The 13,871-nt window shown below is 40.6% G+C and carries 13 protein-coding genes; 5 read left to right on the forward strand and 8 right to left on the reverse strand.

The genetic code is table 11. From position 1 onward, the window contains the following. The first annotated feature begins 1 nt into the window (after position 1). Together C7Y70_RS02000 and C7Y70_RS02005 are read left to right on the forward strand one after the other, a co-directional pair. Complete coding sequence (locus tag C7Y70_RS02000) at positions 2-736, forward strand: ATP-binding cassette domain-containing protein (RefSeq protein ID WP_135473191.1); 735 nt, start codon at positions 2-4, stop codon at positions 734-736. Beyond that, positions 733-1,878 carry an ABC transporter permease gene (locus C7Y70_RS02005; RefSeq protein ID WP_135473192.1) on the forward strand — a complete coding sequence of 382 codons (1,146 nt, stop codon included), beginning with the start codon at positions 733-735 and terminating at the stop codon, positions 1,876-1,878. Before C7Y70_RS02000 ends, C7Y70_RS02005 begins: the two co-directional genes overlap by 4 nt. A gap of 77 nt (positions 1,879-1,955) precedes the next feature. Here C7Y70_RS02005 and C7Y70_RS02010 read toward each other — a convergent pair whose 3' ends face one another. After that, positions 1,956-4,328 carry a TonB-dependent receptor gene (locus tag C7Y70_RS02010; RefSeq protein WP_099296568.1) on the reverse strand — a complete coding sequence of 791 codons (2,373 nt, stop codon included), beginning with the start codon at positions 4,326-4,328 and terminating at the stop codon, positions 1,956-1,958. Between the two features lie 217 nt (positions 4,329-4,545). Between C7Y70_RS02010 and C7Y70_RS02015 the strand changes: the two genes are divergently transcribed. Continuing rightward, on the forward strand, positions 4,546-5,073 hold the full coding sequence (locus C7Y70_RS02015) for a GAF domain-containing protein (protein ID WP_135473193.1): 528 nt from the start codon (positions 4,546-4,548) through the stop codon (positions 5,071-5,073). Between the two features lie 142 nt (positions 5,074-5,215). Continuing rightward, positions 5,216-5,689, forward strand: coding sequence for a VOC family protein (locus tag C7Y70_RS02020; RefSeq protein WP_135473194.1), 474 nt, complete (start codon positions 5,216-5,218; stop codon positions 5,687-5,689). A gap of 167 nt (positions 5,690-5,856) precedes the next feature. On the opposite strand, the gene gbpA is transcribed toward C7Y70_RS02020, so the two are convergent. The 6 genes from gbpA to C7Y70_RS02050 form a co-directional block, all read right to left on the reverse strand. Beyond that, the gene (gene gbpA, locus C7Y70_RS02025) at positions 5,857-7,317 is read right to left on the reverse strand and encodes an N-acetylglucosamine-binding protein GbpA (protein WP_135473195.1); all 1,461 of its coding nucleotides are present in this window, start codon (positions 7,315-7,317) and stop codon (positions 5,857-5,859) included. Positions 7,318-7,482: 165 nt separating this feature from the next. Continuing rightward, positions 7,483-7,866 (reverse strand): hypothetical protein, encoded by a 384-nt coding sequence (locus C7Y70_RS02030; protein ID WP_135473196.1) that lies wholly within the window; start codon positions 7,864-7,866, stop codon positions 7,483-7,485. After that, entirely contained in the window at positions 7,863-8,231 is a 369-nt protein-coding gene (locus tag C7Y70_RS02035; RefSeq protein ID WP_210114650.1) for a hypothetical protein, read from the reverse strand. The genes C7Y70_RS02030 and C7Y70_RS02035 overlap by 4 nt, the downstream gene beginning before the upstream one ends. Positions 8,232-8,263: 32 nt before the next feature. Further along, positions 8,264-9,025 (reverse strand): transporter substrate-binding domain-containing protein, encoded by a 762-nt coding sequence (locus tag C7Y70_RS02040; protein ID WP_135473197.1) that lies wholly within the window; start codon positions 9,023-9,025, stop codon positions 8,264-8,266. Positions 9,026-9,040: 15 nt separating this feature from the next. Then, entirely contained in the window at positions 9,041-9,931 is an 891-nt protein-coding gene (locus C7Y70_RS02045) for a dienelactone hydrolase family protein (RefSeq protein ID WP_135473198.1), read from the reverse strand. A 93-nt stretch (positions 9,932-10,024) separates the two neighbouring features. Beyond that, positions 10,025-10,243: a hypothetical protein gene (locus C7Y70_RS02050; RefSeq protein ID WP_135473199.1), complete on the reverse strand. Its 219-nt coding sequence runs from the start codon at positions 10,241-10,243 to the stop codon at positions 10,025-10,027. A gap of 122 nt (positions 10,244-10,365) precedes the next feature. Between C7Y70_RS02050 and C7Y70_RS02055 the strand changes: the two genes are divergently transcribed. Further along, on the forward strand, positions 10,366-11,229 hold the full coding sequence (locus C7Y70_RS02055; protein WP_135473200.1) for a PA4780 family RIO1-like protein kinase: 864 nt from the start codon (positions 10,366-10,368) through the stop codon (positions 11,227-11,229). 71 nt (positions 11,230-11,300) lie between these two features. Here C7Y70_RS02055 and C7Y70_RS02060 read toward each other — a convergent pair whose 3' ends face one another. Continuing rightward, the gene (locus tag C7Y70_RS02060) at positions 11,301-13,493 is read right to left on the reverse strand and encodes a fasciclin domain-containing protein (protein ID WP_135473201.1); all 2,193 of its coding nucleotides are present in this window, start codon (positions 13,491-13,493) and stop codon (positions 11,301-11,303) included. Positions 13,494-13,871: the final 378 nt, after the last annotated feature.

The following is a 13,871-nucleotide window of genomic DNA, read 5'->3' on the forward strand; positions in this document are numbered from 1 at the left end:
CATGATTAATGTATCTAATTTGACCAAAAAGATTGGTGATGTTAACGCATTAAACGGGTTAAGTTTTAGTGCAGAGAATGGCAAAATCACCGGCTTGTTAGGCCCTAATGGAGCCGGTAAAACCACTTGTTTACGCACTGTTTTTGGCTTATTAAAAGCAGACAGCGGATTTGCTGAAATTGACGGTATTGATGTTGCAAAACAGCCCATGCAAGCAAAACAAAACTTAGGACTATTTCCAGACCCATGTGGTTTATATGAGCGACTTACGCCGCGGGAATATATCAGCTTTTTTGCTCAGCTGAGCGGCCTTAATGCTTCGCAAGCAAAGGAAGCGACTACGCAAGTAATTGATAAATTGAGTATGAATGATATTGCCGATCGTCGTTGCCAAGGTTTTTCGCAAGGCCAACGAATGAAAACGGCATTAGCACAAGCGGTTGTTCATAACCCAACAAACGTAATTTTGGATGAGCCAACGCGCGGCCTCGATGTAATGAGTACACGTATTTTACGAGAGCTGTTATTGCTACTTAAAGCACAAGGACATTGTGTTTTGTTTTCATCGCACGTGATGCAAGAAGTCGCGGCTTTATGTGACCACGTTGTCATTATGGCAAAAGGGCAGGTGATTGCTCAGGGGTCTATTGAGCAGCTCTGTGATCAAGCAGGCAAAGACACATTAGAAGAAGCATTTATTGCGTTAATCGGTAGCGATGAGGGGATTGCAGCATGATCAATATATTAAAAGTACTGTTTAAAAAAGAAGTAACAGATGCAAGTCGTGATAAACGCTCTGTGATGGCGGGACTTTATTATGCGATTGGTGCGCCGATTGGTATGTGCTTACTGATGAGCATTTTACTACAGCAATTAGCTTCTCCTGATGCGCTTAAAATTACTATTGAAAACGCAAAAAATGCTCCGGGTTTAGTGGCTCATTTAGCCAGTCGTGATATTAAAATAGCCGATGATAAAAATGATCCCCTGCTTAAAGCGATTACGCTGACTATCAGTGATGATTATAAGCAAAATATGAGTGAGGGCCGCCCAGCGACAGTGACGCTAATTGCTGATAAGTCAGATGATAAACTGGGTAAGCATATCAATCGTGTTGAAAAAGCAATGGCCGTTTATAGTTCAGAAATTGCCAGTTTACGTCTGGTGTCTCGCGGTATTGACCCTAACTTAATGCGCGCGCTCGCCATTGAAGTTAATGATCAAGCAACTCCTGATTCTAAAGGTGGGATGATCTTAGGGCTGGTCACATTTTCTATTATTTTAACCTTATTTTATGCGGCAATGAGCCTAGCTATCGATACCAGTGCAGGCGAACGTGAGCGTAATTCGTTAAGTTTATTGCTGAGCCATCCGTTAAGTAGTTTGCATATTGTGCTTGCCAAAGTGGGCGCTATTACGGCGTTTTCAATGTTGGGCTTGGTGATTATTTTGATTGTTTCTAAAGTAGTTTACCCTATGGTGGCATGGGAGCAATTAGGGTTTAGCATAACGATTACGCCAGAGTTTATGCTGTTTTGTATTGCGATATGTTTCCCAATTGCATTGATGTCTTCAAGCTTACAAGTGTTTGTCTCTTTTATGGCTAAGTCATTTAAAGAAGCGCAATCTTACGTCACCATGGTGTTATTTATCCCAATGGCTTTAACTATGGTTACTACTTATGATATTGCGACGGATATTGTGCAGTGGCTTCCTATTGCTGCGCAGCAGTTTGCCCTGATGGAATTTATTAAAGGTAATCCAATCCCTGTTCCACAGTTGATATTGTCAACAGGGGTAACGGTTGTACTATTTGCTCTGTTTAGCTTTTTAAGTGCCCGCATGCTTAAAAGTGAAAAGGTGGTATTTGGCTTATAAAAGTGGTGATTAAAAAAGCGGCCAGTTGGCCGCTTTTTGTTGTTTAGTCGGTGTTTTAATACACCTAACTTAACTGTTTAGAAGTAAGCTGTTACGCCAACCCAAAAGTTACGGCCTTTGTCTTTTACATTGTAGTCATCGGTAAAGCTCACTTCGCTAATAACTCCACGGCCTGTTAAATATTCGTATTCACCATCACCGTTAAGATCAGTATAGGTTGTACTGTACGAGGTAAAATCTTCATCAAGCAAGTTGTTAACGCGAGCATTGATTTGTATGTACTCATTTACGTAAAACTGAGCACCTAAATTAAATAGGTTATAGTTTTTGTAATAAAGCGCTTGATCATGAACATTGTCCCAACCACGGTAACGATCAGAGCGGTATACACCTTGAAGATAAATTTCCATGAAGTCTGTGGCTTCCCAATTTAGGGTGATATTAGCCATGTGTTCAGCACTGTTTGTCAGCGGTTGGCCTTTTTGTGAACCACTTTGTTGCTCACTGTCAGTCCACGTATAGTTACCATTTAATGAAATGGTCTCTGTGAGTGTATATTGGCCTGCAATTTCAATACCTTGTAAATCAACTTCGTCAATATTGATTTTTTGGCTATAGCTTTGATAACCAAGTTGGTCGTATTGACCCAAGTTAACACACGGGCGAACATCGTTGGTTTGCTCGCAGCTGAAAACGGTATCACCACGGGCAATTTTATCTTCAAACTTGGTGTTGTAGTAGGTGATGTTAAAGTTATGCTCACCGCCTAACGAGTTCCAGTACAAGGCAACTTCAGAGTTTACGCTGGTTTCAGGTTCAAGCTCAGGGTTACCTGCAAATGGACTCGTCCCTTGACCGCCAAAACCTGTAATCCCATCGTATAGATCCGTTGTTTTTGGCGTCTTATAACCTGTACTGATACCACCTTTCACTGTCCACGTGTTATTTACGTTATACACACCGTATAAACGAGGAGAAACTTGGCTACCAAACACGTCATGGTTATCAAAACGAGCGCCCGCTGTAAGCGTAAAGTTGTCTGTCATCATCCAGTTGTCTTCAGCAAAAATAGAGTACATGTTTTGTTCTTGTACTTTACCTGCTTCATTGCTTTCTAAACCAAATACGCCGTCTTTTAGTTCGCCATCGATTAATTGACCACCCACTACAAAGTTGTGATCGCCTAATGCGCCACTCATTGGAATATCAAAACGTAAATCGTAGGTATATTGGCTGCTTTCTAGTGGACGTACAGGGCGTGGTAAGAATGTTTCTTCAGCAAGGTCTTTACGTGCTTGCTCATCCATATCTGCATACTCGCCAGTACCGTCATACATTTGTTGTAACTGTAGGCGCTCTGCAACACTTAAAGGAAGTGTACGGCCATTATTCTGAGTATCAACATAAGAAACAGACGCTTTAACTGTGGCCCATTCAAGTTCACCATCGTAGCTTAAAGACCACCATTGACGGTCAAACTTTTGGTCTGCTGCATAACCTGCACGTGGGTTTACTTTTCCTCTTCTGCTTGCCCAAATAGATTCAATATTATCCTTGGTGCCAAGTGGATAGGTGATGCTACCTGATTCAAGATCATAGCTTGGGCTATTATCGTAAACTTGGCTCGAATTATCATAATCGAAACTCAAATGATGATCTTCAAATGGTGAATAGTTAATAGTAAAACCAAACTGCTCATTGGTGTTATCAACCGTACGTCCGCCTCTGCCAAAACCTAAAGAGCGAGCATGAACAACTCCGTTTGGATCTGTAGCAGCTTCAAAAGTCGGTGATGACGCTTGCTGCTCGTAAACACTACCGCGAAAACCAAGACTTAATACATTTTCAATAAGTGGACCAGAAACGTTAATGTCTGTTGTTATGTCATCGCCAAAGCTATCATCTTGTTGCAATGAGCGACTAAATGAGACTGCGCCACCCCAATCTGCAGTGTGCTTTTTCGTGATGATGTTAATGACGCCACCGAGTGCATCTGCACCGTATAGCGTTGATGCTGGCCCACGTATCACTTCAACTCGTTCAATGGCATCAGCAGGTGGAACATGGTTAAAGGCATTTCCGCCAAAGTTATTAGGATAGATGTCGCCATGGTTATTTTGGCGTTTGCCGTTAATCAGTAATAGTGTGTATTCACCCGTTAGACCGCGCATGCTTACACTACCTTGACCTGTTTTGTCTCGTGTAGTTCCAACATCAATGCCTTCTAAATATTGCACTGCATCTAAAACTGAAGTGAAAGCATGAGACTTAATATCTTCATTAGTGATGATAGAGATACTTGCTGGTGCTTCAGTGACTTTTTGTTCAAAGCCAGTTGCTGTAACAACCATACGTTCCATGTTTTTTTCAGGAATTTTTTCATCGGCGTGAACAGAAAAGTTAGCTGCCACAGCAAGTGCGATTAAGCTAGGTTTTACTAGGTATGACATTGATTTCATCTCTTTATTATTTTACAACAATTAGGTACGACGGCGGGTATAATACAGAAAGTGCAAATCTAATCAATAACTATTTTCATTTGTGTTTGGTGTGAGGTGTTGATATTGAGCCGTTTTTATTTTCAATTGCTAAAAACTGAATTTTCTTACGTTTTTTATTGTGCTTAAATAATATACTTTCTGTACGCTAACTGACGAATCTATATGTATGTCTTCGAACGAGTACCATCTGAGTTATGAATGCTTTTTAGAACACCCACTTTATCAGCAGATATGCTTGCCTAACCGTTTCATTAAAGACCTTAATCAAGCTCATAAACGCTTAGCTATATTGCGTGTTTTGACGCATTGGTTGCCCTTTTTATTTAACTGGGATAGAGCAAGTGTGGTGTTAGCACACTATGAAGGCTACCTTAATTTAGTCTCTGCGTTTGGAAGCGAAGCAATAACAAATGAAATCCCATTGCCGATAGATTTCACCTTGGTCGGACGTGTCTACAAAACAAAAAAATTGATTATTTGTAAGCATCTAAGTTTAAGTAAAGAGCAAGACTGTCGTATGCTCGCACAGGCGGGGTTAGTTACCTGTATGGATGCTCCTATTATTTATCAAAAACAATGCTTTGGAACACTAAATGTGGCGCGTTTTAGTGGCGATTTTTCAAAAGAGGAAGCGATTCAATTATTTTTTATTGCTGACTTATTGGGGAGGGCATTGCAATTGTGTAAAGACTAGGGCGTTTCGCAGGCACTCACTCTCTTCGTTGTTCCTTCATAAAAGGAATGGTCATAGGTGAGCACGTCCTAGCATTACTTGTTTTATGCAGACTTTTTAACTATTTTTTGTTAACAGTCGATATTCTAAAACGGTGCACAACATGTCTGTTTCATTTATTCCTAAAGGGTTTCATGCGGTGACGCCCTACCTAATTGTTGACGGTGCAACAAAGGCGATTGAATTTTATAAAAAAGCGTTTTCAGCTAAGCTCGTTATGCAAATGCCCTTGCCTGATGGTGGGGTGGCACATGCTGAGATAAAAATTGCAGACTCTCATCTGATGCTCTCGGATATGTGTCCAGAGGCACATTTTAAAAGTCCCAGTCAGCTAGGGGGGACACCTGTGAGTTTAATGCTTTATGTTGATGACGTTGATACAGTTTTTGATAATGCGATTAAGTTAGGTGCAACAGAAGTACGCCCGGTGCATGATCAATTTTATGGTGACAGAGCGGGTACATTAGAAGATCCATTTGGTCATGTTTGGACTATTGGTACTCACCAAGAAGACCTGACCAATGAAGAGGTTAATCAGCGAATGTCTGATTTTATGAGTAAAGATCAGGATGCCTAGGGGCGATTTACTCTTTGTAGCTCGGTTTTGACTTAGCCCATTAGGTTACAAATCTCGCGCCGCGATTAAACCGCCCCTAATATCAAACCCTATTCTTTTATTCTGGCAATGTGCAAATAAAAAGCCACTTAGTAAAAGTGGCTTTTGTCTGAGGTGATTCCTCTAACTTATTTTATTTCGATCCATGCCATGTTCCAATATAAACCAACACCTGGTTCATATTGATTAGCGGTTTGTGACCATTGCACGCAGTAGCCGTTGTAAGGCCAAGGTTTACATTGATACACCTTGTTATTTTTAGGTTGTAAAACCACAGTACCCGCTTTATAACGAGCTAAACTTTCTGGGAAAATAAATTCTACATCTGCAATTGGTTCAACAACAGGTGGAGTTGGTTCTTCAGGGAGCTCAGAGTTTACAATGTTTAAATGAAACATTTTTTCATCTGTAACACCCTCATTAGTAATATAGCTAATAGTTAAATTATAATGGCCTGTTTCTGCATTTGGGTAGTTAAGCGAAAGTTGAGATTGGCCTTTAACCACTTCGTAAGCTTTAGTAACAATACTGTTATACGATTTATTTAATGTCGCTTGGATTTGTGCATTCGCATCTAAATTAACAGTAAAGTCAAAATTGACAGCGTCGCCCTCTATCAAATAGTTATGCGAAACACCTGTAACAGAAAAATCAGGCTTAGGTAACGGCGCCATTTCAAATTCAAGCTCCACAGAGCTTATTCCTGCATTGCTCTGAGCAAAAATTTCATTTCGCCCAACAGTGATTTTTACTTCATTGTTCTCGTTAAGTTGGCCTGCTTGGATCCAAGATTGAGATGCATTAATTTTCTCAGCGAGCGCGATGGTCCAGTTTTTATTTAACCCTTCGTTCTCATTGTTAATTGTTAATACAGTTTGAAGAGATGGAATTTCTTTAGAATCACCAAATACACGAGTTTTTACTTTATCGCCCACTTTTAAATCGCGACCAGTGACGATATCACCCACATCTTGCCAAGTTGCTTTTTGTGTATCGTCGTTATCAATCATAACATCGACCACATTATAAAAACTCATAGGGGTATCGGCAACGTCCCATACACCGAGTACAACATGGTAACCAGTTCGTTCAGGTACATTACACAGGTGAGTTAACGTTTTTGGCGGTTGTCGGTTATACCCTTGATACTCACAAAAAGGGACTGTTTCAAACTGGTCTCTTGTCAATGGGCTATTTGGATCCCATGATGTTTTTGTGATGAAATAGCGCCAGTCTCGTGATGAGTGCGCAGCTGTAAAGCGCCAGCTAAACTCATTTGGGCCTGTTTTTATGTGGCGTTTAGTCCAGCGGTTAATAGATTGATCGTCCAAAGCGCCAAATGCTCTTAAGCCCGCGCTGGCGATATGACCATCAATCGGCCCTGATTGCGGGAAGCGATCCTGTCCTTCTAAACTTTGTGGCTCATACACTACATTGCCACAGTGTGTATTTTCTCTTAGGCGGCATAAATAACCGCGAGCTTCTGGTTTTGAAATATAGCCATGGGCTGATGCTTGGTGTGACATTGGTAGTAAGAGTGCTAGAGCAACGGGGCTGAGGGTAAGCAGTGATTTAGTCATTATTTTCATTGTTTTCCAAGGTAATGTTATCGCGTATCATTGTTTGTACCAATAAATGGTAATTTAGATGTGGCAATGAAACAATCACCCTTTATTATCAAAAAGTATTACTTTCAATTTTTTAGCTAGTTCTTTAGTGTTTTTAATTGGCGGTCAAACAATTGGCCTATATGCTTATTTGTTTTTAGGTTGGCTTCTTGGTGCGCCGAGAAGAATAGCTAAGTGGCATACACAGACTGAGAGGAAAGCACTTAACCCCAGTGCCCCGCCATAGCTATAAAGTAGTGGTACAAGGTAATGAAATAAAATAGAAAAAAGTATACTTGCAGAGCATAAGGTGTAAAAGCCGAAGCGCTTGGGGGCGCTCATGCCAATGAACGTACCGCCAAAGAATAGCATTGAATAGAGTTCAGCATTGAGACCTAAAAATAAAAATAGGGTGTAAGCGATAATAGATAAAGTAGCAGATGCTCTAATGGCCCCAATACGCTCATACTTGGCTAAAAAAAATGTTAAAAAAGCCCCTAATAGCGATACTAAAATTGACAGTAAGCTCATATAACAATACCTCGAGCAATGACAAAAAGTGCAATACTGACAAAGGCTATACTGCCAAGCTTTCCACCAAAACCGGTAAATAATTTTGTGCTTGTTGCGTATAACACAGCGCCAATCAAAGAAATAACGGCTAACTCCCAATACCCAGTGATCAGGCCTTCAGAGCACATTCCGGCAAAACTACCGGCATAAATTGCAGAGTGGGGATGTTGCCCATATGACTTTGGTACAGGGATAAAGCTGCCGACCAAGCCAACTAAACATGAGGAAATTAGCGGTGGAATTGCAAATTGGGTGTGAAAAATGAAGCAAAGGCTACACCCTAAATAAAAAGCAACGTATTTTAAAATAAAGAATTTAGTCATTAGAATAGAGTAAATGACGCGCCGTAATTAATCTATAAAGAGTTCATAGGTAACTGCCATTTTGCTAAAATTTCTTGATACTCACCGGTCTCTTTCACCTTTAGTAGAGCTTGTTTAAGTTGTAGGCTGGTTTGTTTATCGAGTTTTTTATTGGCTGCAAAATAAAGTGTTGCTGGGTAGTCGTTTAAATGTACTTGTTTTTTAACTTGGCTTACATCGAACCCAGCGAGTTTTAATTCGTTTTTTAAAGTAAGCGTATTTGTTAATACAAAATCTAAACGTTGTTTAAATAGCATCTGCCATAGCTGGGTATAGTGGCTAACAAGTACTAAGTTTTCGTTATCTGAAAAGCCTGCATCACGAAGGTATTGCTCGCTAGAATAACCATTAATTGTGCCTACTCTGTACTCTTTAGCTTGCTCTAAATTGTCTACTTTACCTTTAAAGGTATCTAAGCTTATTAAATAAGCGTCTGCAAAATATACCGCGCCAATCCAATCAAATAGTTCTAAACGCTTTGGGTTTTTTAATAATGACATCATGATAATGTCAGAATGTGTTTCGAATCGGTGGTATGCCCGTGCCATCGGCATAATTTCGAATGTTCCATCGAGCTGTGCTTTATTCAATACCGCTTTTGATAAATCAACCAATGCGCCAACAACTTCGCCTTGCTCATTTTTATAATGGTATGGGGGAAGATCTTCGGCCACAAATGTCAGTGCTAATGCAGGATTTTTAATACAATTTACGATAACGAAAACTGTGGCTATGAAGTACAAAACTTTATTCATGTAGAGGTGTTTACCTTAAACGAGTGAATGTGTAAAAAAGGCTAATGTTCGTTGCCAAGCAAGCTCAGCACTGTCTTTATCGTATCGGCTAGTAGAATCGTTATGAAAACCATGATGGGCGCCTTGGTACATGTGCATTTGATAGGGAACATTATGTACTTTTAAGTCCGTTTCGTATTCAGGCCAACTGGCATTTACACGCTTATCCAGTTCGCCAAGCTGAATCATTAAAGGGGCTTTGATATTTTTTCGCAATTCTTTCGTTGCGGGTGTGCCGTAAAATGGTACACCTGCGTTAAGAAGTGTTGAGTCAATACCAGCTAGGTAATTGACAATATAGCCACCAAAGCAAAAGCCAACAGCGCCAAGCTTGTTATTGCTGCGAGGGTGAGATTTTAAAAACTTTGCAGCAGCTAAAAAATCATTTTGAATTTTTTCTCTGTCCATCGAGCGTTGCATTGCACGACCTTCGTCGTCATTACCGGGATATCCACCAAGTGGGTAGAGTGCATCAGGTGCAAATGCGATAAAACCAGCTTTTGCTAAGCGCCGTGCGACATCTTTAATATAAGGGTTTAAACCACGATTTTCGTGAATAACCAGTATAACGGGGCGCCTGCCAGCTATATTCGCCGGTTCAACGAAATAACCTTGCCCTTTACCATGGCCACTCGGTGAACTAAAAGTTTGATAGGTTGCTTTTATATCATCATCGTTAAACGAAACTTGCTCAGCTAGCACATAATTAGGCAGTAAGGCTGTGGTGAGTGTCGCCATTGAATAGCCTAAGACTGCTAGCGAGCCTAGTTTTTTCATAAAGGTGCGCCTATCCATCATGCCGTGAGCATATTCATCATACCAATCGAATGCTTCTTGAGGGATATGATCAGAGGCAGGCTTATTCATAGATATCTCTACAATTAACAATATTTACACTAATTTAACGTAGCTATACGCAAATGTATATCAATCTATAGTCAATAACCGAACAGGTTTAATTTAATTCACTTCGACACCTTGATGTTGGGAGGCTAAATCATCTAACTCTGAACAGGTATAATCAAACCCAGTACCATCAAATTGATAGCTAACTTTGACATCAAAGCCACCGTTAAGTAGCCTAGTTTTTACTTTCGCAATAGGCCAGTCTTTGAGCTCATTTAAAAAGCGATTGGCAATTTGTGGTGATTGAAAACGATAGCGTATTTCTGAGTTCATATTGGGCCTCTTGTTAGAAAAATTTTATTTGCAGTTTGTGTATTTAACTAAATTAGTCAAGTTTTTTGTAATTTTATCAATAGGGGATTACATATACGCACTAAGTGCGGTATAAGAGCGGTATGAAAACACCTAAACAAATCTTACCGCTTATCGAAGACGGTATTGTTGATGAAGTCATCAGCCAATTAATGAGTGGTAAAGAAGCCTCAGTCTATGTTGTACGCTGTGGGGAGGCTATTCGCTGCGCCAAAGTGTATAAAGATGTTCAACACAGAAGTTTTAAACAGGCTGCTAAATACCAAGAAGGTCGAAAGGTACGTAACAGCCGACGTGGCCGTGCCATGGAAAAAGGGTCTAAATTTGGTCGCAAAGAGCAAGAGAGTGTGTGGCAAAATGCTGAAGTCGATGCGTTATTCACATTATCTAAAGCGGGTGTCAAAGTGCCACAGCCATACGGGTGTTACGATGGCGTATTGATCATGGATTTAGTTACGGACGATGATGGTGATGTAGCACCACGTTTAAACGATGTTAGCATGACCGCAGAGCAAGCTATTGAAGATCATGCCACTATGGTTCATTACATTAGGTTGATGTTATGTGCAGGTATTGTGCATGGTGATTTGTCTGAATTTAATGTGCTGGTGGACAGCTATGGCCCGGTGATCATCGACTTACCGCAAGCGGTTAATGCATCTGCGAATAATAACGCACAAGCAATGTTTTTGCGCGATGTGCGTAATATGCGCCAATATTATGGCCAGTATGCGCCTGAGATTCTTGCAACACGGTTTGGCGAAGAAATGTGGGCGTTATACCAAGCGGGTGAACTTACCCCAGAGACAACGCTCTATGGTGATTTAGAAGAAGATAATAGCTCCGCTGATGTCGATTCTGTGCTTGATGAAATTAAAGCGGCATTTGAACAAATGCAAGAAAACCAAGAGCGAATCAAAGCGGCAGAGCGAGCTGACGACGAATAAGCTCATAATCTTCTGTAGATACAAGAAAAGGGGCTAACCAGCCCCTTTTTTAATTTTACCCATAAATTAGTTTATTTAGCTTGCGTAATTACGGTGTCTATTAAGTGTACTACGCCATTGCTGGTGTAGATATCAGTAGCCACAACATTGCTACCAGCCACTTGTAATGACGTCGCAGGTAAACTTACTTGCCACCAGTTATCACCCACACCTTGGCCATTCGCTTGGCCCGGTGCTTCATCACCTGAATAGGTATAAAGTGGGCGACCTAAATAAGCCACTTGCATGGTGCTATCTTGACGTTCAATAAGTGAAAGACCTGGAATATTCGCAATGCTTTGCTCTGTGCCAATAACCGGTGGCCATGTTTGAGCACAGGTGTCGTTACATACGCTCATTGACTGCTCTAAGTCGGCATTAAATACATACACAGTTGCTCCTGAATTACTTGAGCCCATGCCAGTAACAAGACGGCTGTTTGTGCTGTCATATGCAATGATGTCTGCTTGAGTGTTAGCTGTACTGGTAAAATCAACTATATTAACCGATAAGTTATTGCCCGCTAGAGTCTCAACCATCATACCATTTGCAGCGAATGCATCCGTTGAGCTTACTTGTGCGCCTAAAACATGCTGAGTTAGCACTTGAGTTAAGGCATCATTATCAGCTAACAGCGAATTTAATGTTTCTGATGGAATTTTCTTGAATGCGTCATTAGTCGGTGCAAATACAGTGAACATTTTCGATGTATCGTTAAAAGTATCTACTAAGTTGGCTGCTTGCAACGCAGTTACTAATGTTGAAAGTGATTCAGTTTCGGTTGCAACTGTTGCGATAGTTTTAGTCGGTGTGCCCATGTCTTTTGGTGGCATAATAACTTTGTTTAAAACATGAATTACACCATTGTCAGCAGTAACATTTGCTGTAGTGACTGCGGCATCATTAATAAACAACGCACTATCAACATACGATAAAGCAGCCATGTCGCCGTTCGCCATTGTTGTTTTATTGCTTTCACTGGTAGCGACGCTTACTGCCGCATCTTGAAGTACTTTAGCATCTGCAATTAAGTGGTACTGTAAAATGTTTTTAAGTTTATCAGTATCCGCAAGGAGCGCATCAATTGTGTTTTGGCCCAGAGCTGCAAATGCAGCATCGGTAGGTGCAAAAACAGTAAAAGTATTTGTTGGATCAGCGACAAGCGTATCTAAGCCTGTTGCATTGAGTGCTGCAAGTAATGTTGTGAAATTGCCGTTACTCGTAGCAACATCTGCCAATGTGCCATAGCTTTGTGGTAGTTCGATGTCACCTACAACCACAGCATCAATTACGTGGATAAAACCATTTGTTGTGTTGATGTTAGTTGTTGTTATGTTTGCGCCACCAAATGTCAGGGTGTCTGTCTCACTGTTTATTGCAATTGCTTGTTGGTTACCTTGAACGGTTTCAGCGCTCTTGCCGTTGAGTGACATGGCTGTTACAGAATCAACTTTTGCCGCTAGAACATGCTGCTTTAGGATGCTGGCAAGAACATCTGGGTTTGCCAATAAAGTGTTTAGCATTTTTTCGCCAATGGCTTCAAAAGCAGCATCTGTAGGAGCAAATACTGTGAACTCAGAAGATGTATCAGACAATACTGAGGTTAGGTTTGTCGCCTCGAGGGCGGCTAGTAAGGTTGTAAAGTTACCAGCTTGCTGAGCAGTTTCAACGATATTGCTAGTCGGTGCAGGTTGGTTTTCTTCGCTTGGCATTAAAACGGCGTCAACGATGTGAATAATGCCATTGTCAGCCGCAATATCTGTATTGGTAACAGAACTTGTATTAACAAGTAAGGTTTCGCCACTCAACGACAACGCAATTTCTTGACCGTTTACCGTTGTAACCGTTGTACCAGCTAAGCCAATGGCAGCTTCAGCGTCAACCGAACCTTCCACAACGTGGTAAGTCAGTATTTTGCTCAATTTGTCAGTATCATCGAGCAATGCATTGATGGTGTCTTCGCCAAGCAGGGCAAAAGCATCATCAGTGGGTGCAAATACTGTATATGATTTACTGGTGTCTGCAAGAGTGTCGTCCAAGCCAGTAGCTTGTAACGCTGCAACAAGGGTAGTGAAGTTTCCTGCGTTCACTGCAACATCAACAATTGTTGATTGAGATTCTATTGGGGGGGTTACACCATTTTCTTTGTCATCATCGTCATCATTACACCCTTGTATAAACGTAAGGGTTAAAATAATAAGTAAGAGCTTAACGAACTTATCCATCTTGTAATCCTTTTAACAATTTAATTAACAATCGAATAACCTTTACGCAGTAATTATGTAAAGTGATCATATTTAATTTTTGTTATTAAAATTGGGTACGGTGGTAAATTCCATTTTAAAAAAAAGTCGGCTTTTTAATATCTATATAACTTAATACTTAACGATTACTCCCGCGTGATTTGTCAGCCTACATGCTTAGATTTCAATGCGAATACACTCAGCCATTTTTACACATTAGAGTAGCGACTTTACATTTTTAGCATGTTGTGACGCTATTGTAATTTAAGTGGTGATACTGAAAAGTCAATAATAATCAATAGGTTGTTTTTTATCTGAGTGCTGGCACCTGTATTGCAATTAGTTAAAACAATAACCGCT

Origin of the sequence: Pseudoalteromonas sp. KS88 (assembly GCF_004766475.1) — a bacterium.
Lineage (GTDB): Bacteria > Pseudomonadota > Gammaproteobacteria > Enterobacterales > Alteromonadaceae > Pseudoalteromonas.